The following is a 15,545-nucleotide window of genomic DNA, read 5'->3' on the forward strand; positions in this document are numbered from 1 at the left end:
GCTAATGGGAGAAACTGGCGCGCTACTGATTCTTGGCGGGCGCAGCGACATCGGTGGGGAGCTTGCACGTCGGCTGTGTGAGGGTCGCCCGGTAGTTCTCGCCGCGCGGGGCGAACACGGTATGGACGGGCTGCGCTCCGAACTCCTGAGCAGCGGGGCCACCTCCGTTCACACGCTGTCCTTCGACGCCGCGGAAGTTTCCTCCCACCGCGCGGTCATCGAACAAGCTGCAGCACTTGCAGGGGCAGAGATCACCACGGCCGTCGTCGCCTTCGGAATTCTGGGCGATCAGGAGCGCGCGGAGCACGACGAAGCCCACGCCTTCGACATAGCGCTGGTGGACTATGCAGCGCAGGTATCCATGCTCACCGTGCTTGCCGACGTCATGACGAGAGGGCACATCGTGGCCTTTTCCTCCATCGCTGGGTGGCGGGCCCGCCGGGCCAACTATGTCTATGGCTCGACCAAGGCGGGCCTGGATGCCTTCTGCCAAGGCTTAGCGGATCGATTGCAGGGCAGCGGCCTAGCGCTGATCACCGCGCGCCCCGGCTTCGTCATTGGGTCGATGACTCAAGGCATGACACCTGCGCCCTTGTCCGTTACCCCTGACGTGGTGGCTCAAGCGGTGGTCAAGGCCATTGAGTCCTCGGCAGGTTCGCGGCCGGCTTCCCGCACGCTATGGATTCCACGGCCTCTTCAGCTCTTAGCGTGGGTGATGAAGCTGGTACCGCGTCCCATCTGGCGGCACATGCCGCGCTAGCGGTGCCCGAGGGCAGGAGAATTCGCATCGAAGATGAATCCGCGCGGTGCAAGGACGCGCAACACAACGTCAGCATCTCCCTCGGCTAGATCGTGGATGACCAATCCGCGCCAGGGGGTTACCGAGATGGAAACGCCCAGCTGGGCGATAAGCCCAGCGTATTCTCCGGGCAGCACGCCATCCTGCAGGCCCGCGCCCAGATCGACGCGGCCGGGCTTCGTGTGCTCAGTCAGCCAGCCGATGGGCAGCGCAGGCGAAGTGGGGGCTGAACCTGCCGCATCCGAGACACGTTCTAGGTCCTGCAGGTGCTCTGCAGAGACCTTTTCCGCAAAGTCCACGAGTTGGGAAATGGCATCCGCAAGCCCCAGCAGCGGCCCGGTGGGCTCGCCGTCGCGGATCAGGCGTGCGGCGACGGTATCTTCATCGTGTTCCGCCTCATCACCAGAGAGCTGAAGGCCAGCCGACACCCCGTGCGAGAGGAGATCACCAGCACCGCTATCCACACCAAAAAGCGCGGCACGGGCTATCGCAGGGGCATCCTGATCGACGTCGGCTAAGGCTTCCGCGATCCGCTGCGCTACCTGACGGGCGCGCAGCGAGAGGGGAGAGGCCAGCACGTGGGCGGCGGTCGTGGGCAGGGGGACGTCGCCAAGCACCTGCGCATTGTCGACGCCTCGCAGGCTGATGACGCTGTGCTGCTCTAGGTACACATTGCCATCGCCATGTTCCCTGGCGGCCTGGCCCAGAGCGAGCCACTGCTCGGGAGTAACAACGCCGCCGGCGGGATGGAAGCGCAAGGTATCGGATTCGGGATGCTTCGACTCAGGGAGGGACATGGTGGGACAGTCTAATCGCTCTGGGAGGGTCTACTGCGAAGCGCCAGGCCCAGCAAGTATGGTGGGCTGCATGCCGTTTCTTCTGTTCATCGCGTACATCCTCCTCGAAACCCTGGCGTTTTGGGCAGTTGCCGAGTGGATTGGTGTGCTGTGGGCACTATTAGCCTTGGCGCTGACCATGCTCTTCGGTATGACGATAGCCAGCTGGGAAGTCCGCCGCATGATGGTCAGCCGCATCCGCCAGACCGAAGACGGAGTCTATGTAATGGAGGATCCCACCCCGGGCAAGACGGCAGGCAACGTTGGCCTGACCATGGTGGGCGGAATCCTGCTGTCACTGCCCGGATTTGTCTCCACGGTCTTCGGAGCGCTGCTTATCTTTGCGCCCACGCGGTCCATCATCCGCACGCTACTTGCGGCATCGATGTTCCGGAAGATCGAAAACATGGGCGTGCGCGTGTACGAAGCCTCACCCATGGCGCAGCACCGCGATTCCTATGGTTCCTTCGGCACCTTTGACGCAGGCGCCAGCGGTGATGGAATGGGGGGCATGGATCAAACTGGCCAGTCGCATGAGGTCTTGGATGAAGATGAAATCCGCACGTGGACCCAACACGTCAAGCCCGAAGACTTTGAGGACGGAAAGAAGTAGTGCTGGTACTTGTGGCCCGGCTCGCTCTCGCTGCTGCGTCAGGCGCGGTGACCTACCTTGCCGTTGAGCCACGCGGCTGGTGGGCCGCCGGCATAATCGGCATGGCGATGCTCGTGGCAGCGCTCTCACCGTGGAGAAAACCCCTCGGTCTGGGGTGGGCGGCCCTCGTCGCTTGTGTACATAGCGCGGTGTTGTACTTGTTCACGCTGCCATGGATTGGTGAGTTAGTGGGCAACATGCCCTATATTGCGCTCGCTTTATTCCTGTCTCTGTACAGCATCCTCCTTGGTATCGGCGGAGCGGCTCTGCTGCGCTTAAACTACGGTTTCGCCCTCTTCCCGTTCTTCTACGTGGCGGTAGAAATGCTGCGCTCCTCAGTGCCCTTTGGCGGTTTTGCGTGGGTGCGCCTCGCCTGGGGGCAAATAGAGGGCCCACTCGCCAACCTTGCCTCGTGGGGCGGGCCGGCACTCATTACCTGCGCGGTGGTCTGCGTAGGCGCAGGATTGGTGGGGCTTGCCCGCTCACCGCGCCTGGCATGTGCGTTTTTGGCGGTGCCACTGCTAGCTGGCTTGCTAGCGGCACAGAGCGTGGACCGCCCGGGCCGCACAACAGGCACGGTGACGGTCGCCGCGGTGCAAGGAAACGTGCCACGGCTGGGCCTTGACTTTGCCGCCCAACGCCGCGCGGTGCTGGATAACCACGTCCGCGTGACCGAGCAGGCCGCGCAGGATGGGTCCAGACCGGATATCGTCATTTGGCCGGAGAACTCCTCCGATATCAATCCTTTTGCCAATGAGGACGCTCGGGAGCTTATCGACGGCGCCGCCCGCGACATCGATGCCCCAATCCTCGTCGGAACGCTGACCCAGGATGAGGTTGGCGCACGGAACACCATGCAGGTGTTTAATCCGGATGGCTCGGCAGGGGAGTACCACCACAAGAAGTACCTGCAGCCTTTTGGTGAGACGATGCCGATGCGTGATTTCTTTAGGAAGATCACCGATCTGGTGGACCTGGCGGGCGACATGAAGCCCGGCGACGGTCCGGGCGTGGTCACCATGGCTGGGACCGCAGTGGGCGTTGCCACGTGTTATGAGGTCAGCTTTGACCAGGCGTTCCGAACCGCCATCAACAACGGGGCGCAGATCCTCACGACACCGACGAACAATGCCACCTTTAGTGACTCCGACATGACCTACCAGCAGTTGGCCATGAGCCGCTTGCGCGCGATCGAAGCGGATCGGGCCGTCGTTGTGGCGGCTACGTCCGGAGTCTCGGCGATCGTCTACCCGGATGGCTCAGTGAGCCAAGCCAGCGGTATCTTTGAACCGGCATATCTCGAAGAAGAGCTTCCGCTGCGAGAAGGGCGCACATTTGCGGTGCGTTATGGTTCGCTCCTGCAATGGCTCATGGCTATTATTGGAACGGTCTGTGCGCTGTATGCGATCTATTCCACCCGCTTGTCCGGACGACGCAGCGCGCCTGAAAAAGAAATCTAAAGGAGCAAGGAACTAGTGAGCTCGACCCGCGAATCTACCCTGGTCATCATCCCTACTTACAACGAGATTGAGAACCTACCGCTCATTACCGGGCGTGTGCGCAAGGCAACGCCGGAGGTTCACATCCTGATTGTGGACGATAACTCCCCGGACGGCACCGGTGACGCGGCGGATAAGCTGGCCGCTGAGGACTCCCACCTGCACGTTCTCCACCGTGAGGGCAAGGGCGGACTTCTCGGCGCGTATATCGCCGGTTTCAAGTGGGGCCTAGAGAAGGACTACCAGGTGCTGTGCGAGATGGATGCAGACGGCTCCCACGCGCCGGAGCAGCTGCACCTGCTGCTCGAGGAAATTGACAAGGGTGCTGACTTGGTCATCGGCTCTCGCTATGTTCCGGGCGGTGAGACCGTCAATTGGCCGGCCAACCGCGAGCTGCTCTCCCGCCTGGGCAACAAGTACATCTCGGTCGCCTTGGGCACCGGCATCAACGACATGACCGCCGGTTACCGTGCCTTCCGTCGCGAGCTACTCGAGCACCTAGACTTCGATGAGCTCTCTAACGCCGGCTACATTTTCCAGGTTGACGTTGCCTTCCGCGCCATCAAGGATGGCTTCGATGTCCGCGAGGTACCGATTACCTTTACCGAGCGAGAGCTAGGTGAGTCGAAGCTTGACGGCTCTTTTGTCAAGGATTCCCTGCTCGAAGTAACCAAGTGGGGCGTGGCTCACCGCTCCGAGCAGATCAGCGATTTCACCTCGGAGGTTTCGAAGATCGGCTCCCGCACGGTCAAGGACCTGGAGCTTGGCCCGAAGGTCAACACGGCAAAGAATGCCGTGGCCGACTTTGTTTCCGAAGTCTCCAACCTGGTGAAAGGCACCCTCAAGCGTTAATTTGATGCTCATGGCGCCTCATACACGCGCGTAAGGAATAAGAACCAGCCCGGAAGCCCGTTATGGTTTCCGGGCTTTTGCCGTAGTTACCAGTGCTAGTGCTAATGTCATAAGTAGCACTGTATCTGGTGCACAGTGATTTACTTCACTGTTTCTCACACTACGGATCGTTCGGCACGTACCTGTCGATGGAGGAGATTTTGCTATGGCAACCGTAACGTTCAAAGATGCATCCCTGACCTACCCGGGAGCAAAGGAACCCACCGTCAAGAAATTCAACCTGGAAATCGCTGATGGCGAGTTCCTCGTCCTCGTCGGTCCTTCCGGCTGTGGTAAATCCACCACACTGCGCATGCTGGCCGGTTTGGAAAACGTTACTGACGGTGCCATTTACATCGGAGACAAGGACGTCACCCACGTTGCACCGCGTGACCGTGACATCGCCATGGTTTTCCAAAACTATGCTCTCTACCCACACATGACCGTGCGCGAGAACATGGGCTTCGCACTGAAGATCGCCGGCAAGTCCCAAGACGAGATCAATAAGCGCGTCGACGAAGCAGCCGCTACCTTGGGCCTGACCGAATTCTTGGAGCGCAAGCCGAAGGCCCTGTCCGGTGGTCAGCGCCAGCGTGTGGCCATGGGCCGCGCCATTGTTCGTAACCCGCAGGTCTTCCTCATGGATGAGCCGCTTTCTAACCTCGATGCCAAGCTGCGTGTTCAGACGCGTACCCAGATTGCAGCCCTGCAGCGCAAGCTTGGAGTTACCACCGTCTACGTCACCCACGACCAGACGGAGGCCTTGACCATGGGTGACCGTATCGCGGTGCTGAAGGATGGCTACCTGCAGCAGGTTGGCGCGCCCCGCGAGCTTTATGACCGCCCCGCCAACGTCTTCGTCGCGGGCTTCATCGGCTCCCCAGCCATGAACTTGGGCACCTTCTCAGTCAAGGATGGCGACGCCACCTCTGGCCACGCTCGCATCAAGCTTTCCCCGGAAACCCTTGCCGCGATGACGCCCGAGGATAATGGCCGCATCACCATCGGTTTCCGCCCGGAGGCACTGGAGATCATTCCGGAGGGCGAGTCCACAGATCTTTCCATCCCGATCAAGCTCGACTTCGTGGAGGAACTTGGTTCTGATTCCTTCCTCTACGGCAAGTTGGTGGGCGAGGGCGACCTTGGATCCTCAAGCGAGGACGTCCCCGAGTCCGGCCAAATCGTCGTCCGCGCTGCGCCGAACACCGCGCCGGCTCCGGGCAGCATTTTCCACGCGCGCATCGTGGAGGGTGGCCAGCACAACTTCTCGGCGTCGACCGGCAAGCGCCTTCCTTAAGCCCGCGTGCCCGCTGCCCCGCGGCACGTAATGAATAGGACAGTTTCAGCCATAGTCAGCAGAAAAGGTGGAGTGATTCACCATGAAAGAGTCCATGAGCATCACCTCGTCGACGTACGCGTCGGCACTGCTGACGCTGCCCTGGGACACACCCTTAGAGCAGTGGCCCGATGCTCTCATCGCCGCATTGCCCAGGGGTATTTCCCGGCATATCGTGCGGTTCGTGGGGATCAACCGTGGCATCGTCGCGGTCAAGGAAATTGGTGCGCGTACCGCCCACCACGAGTACAAGATGCTGCGTGAACTGCAGCGCCTTGGCGCCCCTAGTGTGCGCCCCGTAGCCGTGATCACCGGCCGCCATCCGGCAGAGGAAGACTACGGGGAACTCACCGCAGCTTTGGTAACCGAGCACTTGGAGTTCTCCCTGCCCTATCGCGAGATCTTCTCTCGGCACCTCACGGTCGTGGAAGCGGAGAAGCTCATCCGCGCCCTGTCCGTGCTGTTGGTGCGGATGCATCTGCTCAACTTCTACTGGGGCGATGTGTCACTGTCCAACACTCTCTTTCGGCGCGATGCTGAGACCTATTCCGCCTATCTTGTCGATGCCGAGACGGGCGAGTTCCAACCCAACCTCTCCGAATCACGCAGGCTGTACGACGTCGACATTGCCCGCGTCAACATCATCGGCGAGCTCATGGACCTACAGGCGGGTGAATGCTTGGATGGGGCTATCGATGTCATTGCACTAGGCAGCCTTGTCGAGAGTTCCTATCTTGAGCTGTGGACAGAACTCACCGCTGAGGAGGCCGTGGATGCCAGTGAGTACTGGCGCGTCTCCGAGAGAATCGACCGCCTCAACCAACTGGGCTTTGATGTAGGGGAGCTCAAGGTAACCAAGGACGATTCTCGGCAGGTAGTACGAATCCGGCCCGTAGTGGTGGATCCGGGTCACTATCGTGCAGAGCTGTTGAGCTTAACTGGACTCAGCGTCGAAGAGCATCAAGCCCAACGCCTTCTAGGCTCCATCCAGGCCTACCAGGCCGTGGAATGTGGGCCTCACGTCGGCCTTACCCAGGCCGCGCACTTGTGGATGACGCATGAGTATGAGCCGACTATCGCTGCCGTGCCCGAAGAGATGCTAGACAAGCTTGAGCCGGCACAAATCTTCCACGAGATAGTCGATCACCGTTGGTTCCTCGCCCAGGAAAGGGGAGAGGCCGTCACGCTCGCGGAGGCCACGGCATCCTATCTGGCGTCTGTACTACCAGCCCGCCGTGCTGAGGCCCGGCTCCTCAACACGCCCCCGGCAGACGAAGACTTGTCATAACCTCTCGCGTGTCCCAACAACGCCCGCAATCTCAAATCCAACCAGACTTTTTCAACTGCTTTTTATATGTTTTTGTAAGTTTTAAGCCCGATTGCCCCATAAATGGGGAGGGTTTCCATGCCCGAATATGGATATGGTCACAATCGGGTGTTTTATGTCCGAATTCTTTTGAATATGTGGAATACCTCACTAAGATGGAGGGCAGGCTAACCAGTTCATAGTCGGACTGCGATCCGCTATGAAGCACTTGGTGGCGCTGGGAAGAAGCCTTCGTTACGGGAGGTCTCCCAGACACAACCGAATACGAGCCGGGTATCTATCCCTGGCCCACCATCCCGCTTTTCATCAAGAAAGATGAGGACCTCATGAAGCGTCTTACTCGCATCGCATCCATCAGCATGGCATCCATGCTCGCCGCCGCAAGTCTCGTCGCGTGCTCAGGCTCCACCGACGAGGAAGGCGATGTTTACTTCCTGAACTTCAAACCTGAACAGGACGCGGCATACCAGGAGATCGCAAAGGCCTACACTGAAGAAACCGGTGTCAAGGTCAAGGTCGTTACCGCCGCCTCCGGCTCTTATGAGCAGACCCTCAAGGCGGAAATCGGTAAGGATGAAGCCCCGACTCTCTTCCAGGTCAACGGACCTGCTGGCTTCATCACCTGGCAAGACTACATGGCGGATATGTCGGACACTGAGGTAGCTAAGCAGCTCACCGACGACATCCCACCGCTAACCACCGAGGACGGAGAGGTACGCGGCGTCCCGTTCGCCGTCGAAGGCTTCGGCATCATCTACAACGACGAGATCTTCGACAAGTACATCGCCACCTCCGGCGCGAAGATCAAGTCCACGGATGAAATCAAGAGCTACCAAAAGCTCAAGGAAGTCGCCGAGGATATGCAGGCAAAGAAGGACGAGCTCGGTATCGAGGGCGCCTTCGCCTCCACCTCACTGACCTCCGGTGAAGACTGGCGTTGGCAGACCCACTTGGCTAACGCTCCGATCTGGCAGGAGTACCAGGACAAGAACGTCGAGGACACCAACGATATCGAGTTCTCCTACAACAAGGAGTACAAGAATCTCTTCGACCTCTACCTTGATAACTCCACCGTAGAAAAGTCTCTTGCACCTTCTAAGACGGTGTCTGATTCCATGGCTGAGTTTGCGCAGGGTAAGGCCGCCATGGTTCAGAACGGTAACTGGGCATGGTCCCAGATTTCCGAGACCTCTGGCAACGTGGTCAAGGAAGACAAGATCAAGTTCTTGCCCATGTACATGGGTCTGCCAGACGAAGAAAAGTACGGCATCAACGTCGGCACCGAGAACTACCTGGGCGTGAACTCTGAGGCCTCTGAGGTCGACCAGCAAGCCACTAAGGACTTCGTGGATTGGCTGTTTACCTCTGATGCTGGCAAGGAGCACGTGGTGAAGGACCTGGGCTTCATCGCACCGTTCGAAAGCTACACCGCTGAAGACACCCCGAATGATCCCCTTGCTGAGCAGGTCGCGGAAGCTATCGCTAACGAGGATCTGACCACCTACCCGTGGAATTTCCAGTACTTCCCGTCGCAGCAATTCAAGGATGACTTCGGCCAGGCCTTGTCGCAATACGCCTCCGGAACGCTGAAGTGGGAGGACGTCGTCAAGCAGTTCAAGGACAACTGGGCTGCTGAGAAGGAATCCAACTGGGGCTAAATCTTTAAAGTCCCAATCCCCTCGCCAAACGTCTTCCGGCAATGGAGGGCGGGGAGGGGAGTAGGTGGGGATTGTGGCCCACGCCGGTAGCACGTGCGCGACTGGTTCTCCGCATCCTCAGCCTCCTCTCCTCACCGCCTTCCCGCTAGGACACGTGTGGCACCACCAGAAATTAAGGTTTCACCACCATGCAAGCAACGCTGAAGAAGTACTTCCCGGTCTTTGTCTTGCCCACCCTTCTGGCATTCATGATTGCCTTCTTGGTGCCGTTCATCGTGGGTTTCTTCCTTTCCTTTACGAAGTTCACCACCATCACCAACGCCAAGTGGGTTGGCATCGACAACTACGCCAAAGCTTTCTCCCAACGCGAAGGTTTCGTTTCAGCCTTCGGTTTCACTGTCCTCGTGGTCATCGTCTCCGTGATCACCGTCAATGTCTTCGCCTTCCTCCTGGCGTGGATGCTGACCCGCAAACTTCGCGGTACCAATTTTTTCCGCACAGTCTTCTTCATGCCGAACCTCATCGGCGGCATCGTGCTGGGTTATACCTGGCAGACCATGATCAACGCCGTGCTCTCGCACTATTCCACAACGATTAGTGCGGACTGGAAGTTTGGCTACGCCGGCCTCATCATGCTGCTTAACTGGCAGCTGATCGGCTACATGATGATCATTTATATCGCCGGCCTCCAGAACGTCCCGCCCGAGCTCATCGAGGCTGCCGAGCTCGACGGTGTCAATAAGTGGGAGATGCTGCGCCACGTCACTATTCCGATGGTCATGCCGTCGATTACCATCTGCCTCTTCTTGACTTTGTCGAACTCCTTCAAGCTCTTCGACCAGAACTTGGCGCTGACCAACGGCGCTCCTGGCGGGCAAACTGAGATGGTGGCGCTCAACATCGTCAACACGCTCTTTAACCGTATGAATGTCGAGGGGGTCGGCCAGGCCAAGGCTGTCATCTTCGTCGTCGTTGTGGTCGTCATCGCTTACTTCCAGCTGCGCGCGACCCGCTCCAAGGAAATCGAGGCTTAAGTTATGACTACCAGCACTTCAGCGCAGGCCGTTCCGGCCTCGAAGAAGAAGGATCACCAGCTTCCCTTGGATAATAAGACTCGGATGTCTGGTGGCGCCAAGTTCGTGGTCTACGCCATTCTGGTGTTCTTCACCATCGTCTTCCTTGGGCCGATCCTCTTCATCTTCATCAACTCCTTTAAGTCCAAGTTCGCTATCTCCTCCGATCCTTTCTCGCTTCCCATCGGTGAAACGTGGGTCGGCTTCGAGAACTTCATGGTGGGCTTGACCAAGCAGGGATTCTTGGAAGCGACCTTGTGGTCCTTCATCATCACGATCCTGTCCGTCATCGTCATCGTGTTCTTCTCCGCGATGACCGCCTACTACATCACGCGCGTCAAGACGTGGTGGACAAACCTTCTGTACTACCTCTTCGTGGTCTCCATGATCATCCCCTTCCAGATGGTCATGTTCCCGACGGTCAAGATTGCAGACATGCTTCACCTCAACAACCCGATCGGTATCGTGGTGCTTTACCTCGGTTTCGGTTCCGGTCTGTCGGTGTTCATGTTTGCAGGCTTCGTCAAGTCCATCCCTCTGGATGTCGAGGAAGCCGCGATGATCGACGGTTGTGGGCCGATCCAAAACTACTTCCGTGTGGTGTGGCCCATGCTCAAGCCGACTGCCATTACCGTGGCCATTCTCAACGCCATGTGGGTGTGGAACGACTACCTGCTGCCGTACTTGGTCATCGGTCTGTCCACGCGATACAAGACCATCCCGGTGGTCATCCAGTCCTTCGTTGGCTCCAACGGTAACCGCGATATGGGTGCCATGATGGCCATGCTGGTACTGGCCATCATCCCCATCGTCATCTTCTACTTCTCCACGCAGAAGCACATCATCGAAGGTGTGGCTGCCGGTGCCGTGAAGGGTTAAACCGGTGCGATAGGTTAGAAAACCATGAATCGCATGCTCGGCCCCGAATCGAAGTTCTATGCTGCTCTGAGCCTCTTCGCTGACCTAGTCATCGTGAATGTTCTCTTGGTGATCACGTGCTTTCCCGTGTTCACCGGGGGAATGTCCTTGCGCACCGCCCATGCGGTGACCGGGCAGATGGTCCGGGAGGAAGGTTCTCGCCGCGGCTCAGCCTTCGTTCGGGGCCTTCTGACGCGTCCCGGGGTCAACACCGCATGGTGGTTGATTTGCCTCGCCGTCGCCGCCTTAGCCGCGTATGAATTCGCGATTATTGCCAAGGCAGATCTGGGTTCAATGGGCCTGATACTGCGCGCAGCCTTGATCTCGGGGCTTATCGTATTGGGCTGTGTCAGCGTATGGTTCTTCCATCTCGATGCACCGGGGCTCGGATTCCGTCAAAGAAGCACACAGGCCATAATGAAGGCGGTAGGGCACCTACCGCGTACTCTATTGGCAGTATTGCCTGGCATAGTGCTTGTTCTGTATCCCGTCTTTTTCCCAGCGCAGTGGGGAGGCTACCTGTTCTTCCTCGCGGTGCTGGGCCCAGCTCTCGCGGTCTATCTCGCCGAGCTAGTGCTGCAATGGCCCGAACTCAATTCGCAATCACCCGATAGCTCTTCTTCCTAACGCGGTGCGCGCCAGCTGGCCTAAAGCCGAAAATAGGGTAGCGGTATCCACGTCATCGTGGATCCGCTACCCTGTGGTCTTTGTGGGCTTCCTAGAAGCCCTCTAAGCTTCGCCTTCTTCCTGCGCCTTCTGTTCCTTGAGCAGACGGGCGGCCGCGCGGCGACGAGAACGAAGATTCTCAATGCGCTCGGTCAAAAGTTCATCCAACTCCTCAATGGAGCGGCGCTCGCGCAGCATGTCCCAGTGGGTCCGCGGCGGCTTCACCGGCTTGGACTCGACGCCCTCGCCCTCAACAAGGGTGCCGAGCTTACCGTTCTTGCACATCCACTCCTCAGGGATTTCCGCATCGTCAGCGAAGGGCACCTCATAGATGTCGCCGTCTTCGGTGCGGTACTTCACCATTTGGCGTGGGGCCAAGTCGTGGTCGCGGTCGGTTTCGTAACTCACTGCGCCCATGCGGCTGCCACGGAGTACGCGATCTGCCATGCAACATCATCCTTTTCACGTGTTGAGGTAGGGAAGTGATCAGGGTCGACCCATATCACCCAGAGAACAATCATTATAACGAACGGCCCACTGCCTTTGTTCCCACCCTCGGTTTAATGGGCTAAGGTGTGTGAGGTGATTGGTACACAGGATCCGCAGCCCGGAAAGCCAACAAGGCGCGGCTCGGCTATCTGCCAGTGGTGCGGCAAAGAGATCGCCCAGGGCGGCCGAGGAAGGCCTCGCAAGTTTTGCTCGCCCTCGTGCAAGCAACGCGCGTACGAACAGCGCCATAACGTCGCAGGGACGCCTATTCCAGCCAACGCTGTCATCTTGACTCCGGAGAAGGCCGACCGACTTCGTGACGGCCTCTTCGAGCTTCGATGCTGTGCCGAGGACGTCGCCACGGCGGCGTCGGAAAGCGCCAGCGCTGAAGAAATGGAAGAACTGTGTGCCGAACTGGTCACATTGGCTCGCAAGCTTGAGGAATTGAGATAGCACATGAAATCTGTATTGGGTAACCGCAAACTGATTGTCAGTATCTTCGTGGTCCTGATTCTGGCCTCGTCAGCGCTGGCCCTTGGACCGCTAGCATTTTCGGTGATCATGGGCCGCGGTGTGAAGACCGAACCGATCAACGCGGATAAGGTCCATGCCGCAACAACGGACGTTGATGGCGAATGGCACGTGGTGCAAGGTTCGGCCTACAACTACACCTCAGCTGGGTTTACCATCGACGAGATCCTGCCGGCGGATAAGCGCACGACGTCTGGCTCCACCAAGCATGTCACGGGCCAGGCAACCATCAAGGACGAGGTCGTTGAGGAAGCCAGCATCACCGTGGACATGGCGAGCCTGACCACGGACAAGAAGGTGCGCGATCAGAACATGAAGTCGAAGCTCTTTGAGGTAACGAAGTACCCAGAGTCGACCTTCACGTTGACCGAGCCGGCAGATGTCTCCGCTGTGCCTGACGACGGCTCATTGGTCACCGTGCCGCTGACTGGTGACTTGACCATCCACGGCGAGACCAAGAACGTGACACAGGACTTCCAGGTAGTCCGCGATGGCGACACCATTATTTTGGGCGGCGATATTCCGATTAACCGCCTTGAATTCGGCGTCGAAGCCCCGGAGATGATCGCCGCGAAGATCTCTGAGGTCGGCGACGTTAACGTTCGCGTTACCCTCGAGAAGTAACGCATCCGGTCAGTCATGAATTATCAGCATCTTATTCCTGTCCTGTGGGTGCGTCTCGTAGTACTCGCAGGGTTCGGTATTTTCATCTGGTTTCAGGGGACGAAGCTTCTGGCAGCGTTTTCTGTAGTGCTTGTAGCTCTCACCGTGGTGCAGCTGGTGATGGCTTACCAACGGCGCTAAAACAGTTCTCCGATGGACTCCCCCCAAATACCGCACCATTACGTAACAGTGACTATATTGTGCCTTAAAAGGGGTCGCTCCAAGGACGGCTAGGGAGGCGCAGATCGGCCCAGATCTAAAGGCGTCACCACGAATATTCCACTTGCACACATGACAGTTCTCCGACCATCGCATGACGCACGGGAAAGCCGCCCGGAAGGCAGCGAACAAAGAAGTCGCCCAAATGAGCTGAAGGCTTGAACTTCCGGGACAGGACAGGCAACTCGGAGTAAAGCATCAAGAGCTAGTTGAGTACGCGCAACACACACATGGCTCCGCCGGCGCCCATGACTCAGCAAGGGTCGCGCCGTCAAGGCCTGAGCATAGATCCATGCGAGCTCAGAGATGGGAGATGCGAAGTCACGCCGCCCGCTGCACAAGTTATTGTCCGATAATGTACATTATGTCAGATTGTATTTGCGCACCCTCCCCGCCCAATAGTCACGGCCACAGCACCACAACATGTCAACCTCTTCCCAGTTCTCGCAAATTTATCATGTGGTGAGAGTTGGATTTCAATCTATGGGACGGTAATGTTTCCCACATAATCAATCACTCTATTGAAATTATCAAGGAGGGCGCTTCCCACATGACCGCCGTCAGCACCACGCCGCCAAAGACAGCGGCCCCAGCACAGCAGCTCACAAAACGTGACCGCGTGCGTGTGGCCGTGGCATCGACCATTGGTACGACCATCGAGTTCTATGACTTCTATATTTATGCCACGGCAGCCGTAGCCGTCTTTCCTTTCCTCTTCTTCCCGAAGACCGAGGACCCCACCGTTGCCCTGCTCCAGTCCTTTGCCACCTTCGGCCTGGCCTTCATTGCCCGGCCACTGGGCTCAGTGCTCTTTGGACACTTTGGCGATCGCATCGGCCGCAAGGCCACCCTCGTGGGTGCACTCCTGACGATGGGCATTGCTACCTTCATCATCGGCGTCCTCCCCACGTACCAGACCGCGGGCATCATCGCGCCTGCCCTGTTGGCCCTGATGCGCTTCTGCCAGGGTTTGGGCTTGGGCGGCGAATGGTCCGGTGCAGCTTTGCTGGCTTCCGAGACCGCCGAGGAAGGCAAGCGCGCTTCCGCCGCCATGTGGCCGCAGTTCGGCGCACCTTTCGGGTTCTTGCTCGCCAATGGCTTCTTCCTGACTCTGGTTGCGACCATGGATTACTCCCGCGGCGACACGACCGGCACCTTCATGGAATGGGGCTGGCGCTTGCCCTTCCTCGCCTCCGCTGTCATGGTCCTCATTGGCCTCTACGTCCGCCTGCGCCTGGAGGAAACACCTGTCTTCCAGCAGGCAGTAGACGAAGGCAAGAAGGTCAAGACCCCCATGGTGGAGGCTTTCCGCACTGCCTGGAAGCCGATGATCATCGGTACCTTCGTCATAGTCTCCTGTTACACGCTGTTCTACCTAGTCACCACCTGGATTCTCTCCTACGGTATCGGCGATAAATCCCAGGGGCTGGGTTTGGGAATCCCCTACCTGGAATTCCTGGAGATCCAGCTGATCTCTATCTTCATGTTCATCATCGGCATTCCCGTATCTTCCATGCTGTCGGATAGGTATGGCCGCAAGCCGATCCTGGTCGTGACCTCACTCATCATGATTACCTTCGGTTTCAGCTTCCCCTTCTTCCTCGGCATCGAACACGCTGACCGCAACTCGGTCCTCGGCTTCTTGCTCGTCGGCATGTTCATCATGGGCCTCATCTTCGGCCCCATGTCGGCTGTCTTGCCGGAGCTCTTCCCCACTAACGTCCGCTACACCGGTTCCGGCATCGCGTACAACGTCTCTTCTATCCTGGGTGCCGCCGTGGCCCCGTTCATCGCTACGTGGCTGGTCAGCGCCTTTAACGTGAGCTACGTGGGCTATTACCTCATCATCGTCTGCTTCATCTCCCTCATCGCTATCCTCATGATGCAGGAGCTGAAGGACCAGGATCTTTCCCAGGTTTAGGTCTTCAGACACAAGCATCTCCCCGTCTCCTTCCGGTGTTGCTCACCGAAGGGCGGGGAGATTTTTT

The 15,545-nt window shown here is 58.4% G+C and carries 15 protein-coding genes; 13 read left to right on the forward strand and 2 right to left on the reverse strand.

Annotated features, from left to right (window positions below; genetic code table 11):
* Nucleotides 1-4 precede the first annotated feature (4 nt).
* A complete protein-coding gene (locus tag HMPREF3009_RS08440; protein ID WP_070681310.1) occupies nt 5-760 on the forward strand; it encodes an SDR family oxidoreductase in 756 nt (251 codons plus the stop codon).
* Here HMPREF3009_RS08440 and HMPREF3009_RS08445 read toward each other — a convergent pair.
* Nucleotides 757-1,596, reverse strand: a complete 840-nt coding sequence (locus HMPREF3009_RS08445) for a cobalamin biosynthesis protein (RefSeq protein ID WP_070681312.1) — start codon at nt 1,594-1,596, stop codon at nt 757-759. The genes HMPREF3009_RS08440 and HMPREF3009_RS08445 overlap by 4 nt on opposite strands.
* Nucleotides 1,597-1,666: 70 nt before the next feature.
* On the opposite strand from HMPREF3009_RS08445, the gene HMPREF3009_RS08450 reads away from it, so the two are divergent.
* The 9 genes from HMPREF3009_RS08450 (at nt 1,667) to musI (ending at nt 11,616) form a co-directional block, all read left to right on the forward strand.
* Nucleotides 1,667-2,248, forward strand: coding sequence for an FxsA family protein (locus tag HMPREF3009_RS08450; RefSeq protein WP_070681315.1), 582 nt, complete (start codon nt 1,667-1,669; stop codon nt 2,246-2,248).
* On the forward strand, nt 2,248-3,747 hold the full coding sequence (gene lnt, locus HMPREF3009_RS08455; protein ID WP_070547440.1) for an apolipoprotein N-acyltransferase: 1,500 nt from the start codon (nt 2,248-2,250) through the stop codon (nt 3,745-3,747). The genes HMPREF3009_RS08450 and lnt overlap by 1 nt, the downstream gene beginning before the upstream one ends.
* A 15-nt stretch (nt 3,748-3,762) precedes the next feature.
* A complete protein-coding gene (locus HMPREF3009_RS08460) occupies nt 3,763-4,638 on the forward strand; it encodes a polyprenol monophosphomannose synthase (RefSeq protein WP_070681318.1) in 876 nt (291 codons plus the stop codon).
* A gap of 205 nt (nt 4,639-4,843) precedes the next feature.
* Nucleotides 4,844-5,974, forward strand: a complete 1,131-nt coding sequence (locus tag HMPREF3009_RS08465; RefSeq protein WP_070511908.1) for an ABC transporter ATP-binding protein — start codon at nt 4,844-4,846, stop codon at nt 5,972-5,974.
* Between the two features lie 82 nt (nt 5,975-6,056).
* Entirely contained in the window at nt 6,057-7,301 is a 1,245-nt protein-coding gene (locus HMPREF3009_RS08470; protein WP_070681321.1) for a DUF4032 domain-containing protein, read from the forward strand.
* A gap of 365 nt (nt 7,302-7,666) precedes the next feature.
* On the forward strand, nt 7,667-8,998 hold the full coding sequence (locus tag HMPREF3009_RS08475) for an ABC transporter substrate-binding protein (RefSeq protein ID WP_070511914.1): 1,332 nt from the start codon (nt 7,667-7,669) through the stop codon (nt 8,996-8,998).
* Nucleotides 8,999-9,186: 188 nt separating this feature from the next.
* Nucleotides 9,187-10,032 carry a carbohydrate ABC transporter permease gene (locus tag HMPREF3009_RS08480; protein WP_070511918.1) on the forward strand — a complete coding sequence of 282 codons (846 nt, stop codon included), beginning with the start codon at nt 9,187-9,189 and terminating at the stop codon, nt 10,030-10,032.
* Nucleotides 10,033-10,035: 3 nt separating this feature from the next.
* The gene (locus HMPREF3009_RS08485; protein WP_070511921.1) at nt 10,036-10,950 is read left to right on the forward strand and encodes a carbohydrate ABC transporter permease; all 915 of its coding nucleotides are present in this window, start codon (nt 10,036-10,038) and stop codon (nt 10,948-10,950) included.
* Between the two features lie 24 nt (nt 10,951-10,974).
* Nucleotides 10,975-11,616 (forward strand): ABC transport system MusEFGK2I component MusI, encoded by a 642-nt coding sequence (musI, locus tag HMPREF3009_RS08490; RefSeq protein WP_070511924.1) that lies wholly within the window; start codon nt 10,975-10,977, stop codon nt 11,614-11,616.
* 102 nt (nt 11,617-11,718) lie between these two features.
* Here musI and HMPREF3009_RS08495 read toward each other — a convergent pair whose 3' ends face one another.
* The gene (locus tag HMPREF3009_RS08495) at nt 11,719-12,102 is read right to left on the reverse strand and encodes an RNA polymerase-binding protein RbpA (RefSeq protein WP_010186588.1); all 384 of its coding nucleotides are present in this window, start codon (nt 12,100-12,102) and stop codon (nt 11,719-11,721) included.
* Between the two features lie 135 nt (nt 12,103-12,237).
* On the opposite strand from HMPREF3009_RS08495, the gene HMPREF3009_RS08500 reads away from it, so the two are divergent.
* From HMPREF3009_RS08500 to HMPREF3009_RS08510, 3 genes are all read left to right on the forward strand, one after another.
* Complete coding sequence (locus HMPREF3009_RS08500; RefSeq protein WP_070511927.1) at nt 12,238-12,597, forward strand: hypothetical protein; 360 nt, start codon at nt 12,238-12,240, stop codon at nt 12,595-12,597.
* Nucleotides 12,598-12,600: 3 nt separating this feature from the next.
* Complete coding sequence (locus HMPREF3009_RS08505; protein WP_070511929.1) at nt 12,601-13,299, forward strand: YceI family protein; 699 nt, start codon at nt 12,601-12,603, stop codon at nt 13,297-13,299.
* A gap of 808 nt (nt 13,300-14,107) precedes the next feature.
* Nucleotides 14,108-15,478, forward strand: a complete 1,371-nt coding sequence (locus HMPREF3009_RS08510; RefSeq protein ID WP_070681323.1) for an MFS transporter — start codon at nt 14,108-14,110, stop codon at nt 15,476-15,478.
* Nucleotides 15,479-15,545: the final 67 nt, after the last annotated feature.

It is taken from the genome of Corynebacterium sp. HMSC034H07 (genome assembly GCF_001815175.1).
GTDB lineage: Bacteria > Actinomycetota > Actinomycetes > Mycobacteriales > Mycobacteriaceae > Corynebacterium > Corynebacterium hiratae.

Excerpts from the sequence above, each read along its gene's own strand:
- HMPREF3009_RS08480 (WP_070511918.1), top strand. The coding sequence starts at position 9,187 with ATGCAAGCAACGCTGAAGAAGTACTTCCCGGTCTTTGTCTTGCCCACC.
- HMPREF3009_RS08470 (WP_070681321.1), top strand. The coding sequence starts at position 6,057 with ATGAAAGAGTCCATGAGCATCACCTCGTCGACGTACGCGTCGGCACTG.
- HMPREF3009_RS08450 (WP_070681315.1), top strand. The coding sequence starts at position 1,667 with ATGCCGTTTCTTCTGTTCATCGCGTACATCCTCCTCGAAACCCTGGCG.
- HMPREF3009_RS08505 (WP_070511929.1), top strand. The coding sequence starts at position 12,601 with ATGAAATCTGTATTGGGTAACCGCAAACTGATTGTCAGTATCTTCGTG.
- HMPREF3009_RS08440 (WP_070681310.1), top strand. The coding sequence starts at position 5 with ATGGGAGAAACTGGCGCGCTACTGATTCTTGGCGGGCGCAGCGACATC.
- HMPREF3009_RS08445 (WP_070681312.1), bottom strand. The coding sequence starts at position 1,596 with ATGTCCCTCCCTGAGTCGAAGCATCCCGAATCCGATACCTTGCGCTTC.
- HMPREF3009_RS08510 (WP_070681323.1), top strand. The coding sequence starts at position 14,108 with ATGACCGCCGTCAGCACCACGCCGCCAAAGACAGCGGCCCCAGCACAG.
- HMPREF3009_RS08495 (WP_010186588.1), bottom strand. The coding sequence starts at position 12,102 with ATGGCAGATCGCGTACTCCGTGGCAGCCGCATGGGCGCAGTGAGTTAC.
- HMPREF3009_RS08485 (WP_070511921.1), top strand. The coding sequence starts at position 10,036 with ATGACTACCAGCACTTCAGCGCAGGCCGTTCCGGCCTCGAAGAAGAAG.
- HMPREF3009_RS08465 (WP_070511908.1), top strand. The coding sequence starts at position 4,844 with ATGGCAACCGTAACGTTCAAAGATGCATCCCTGACCTACCCGGGAGCA.
- musI (WP_070511924.1), top strand. The coding sequence starts at position 10,975 with ATGAATCGCATGCTCGGCCCCGAATCGAAGTTCTATGCTGCTCTGAGC.
- HMPREF3009_RS08475 (WP_070511914.1), top strand. The coding sequence starts at position 7,667 with ATGAAGCGTCTTACTCGCATCGCATCCATCAGCATGGCATCCATGCTC.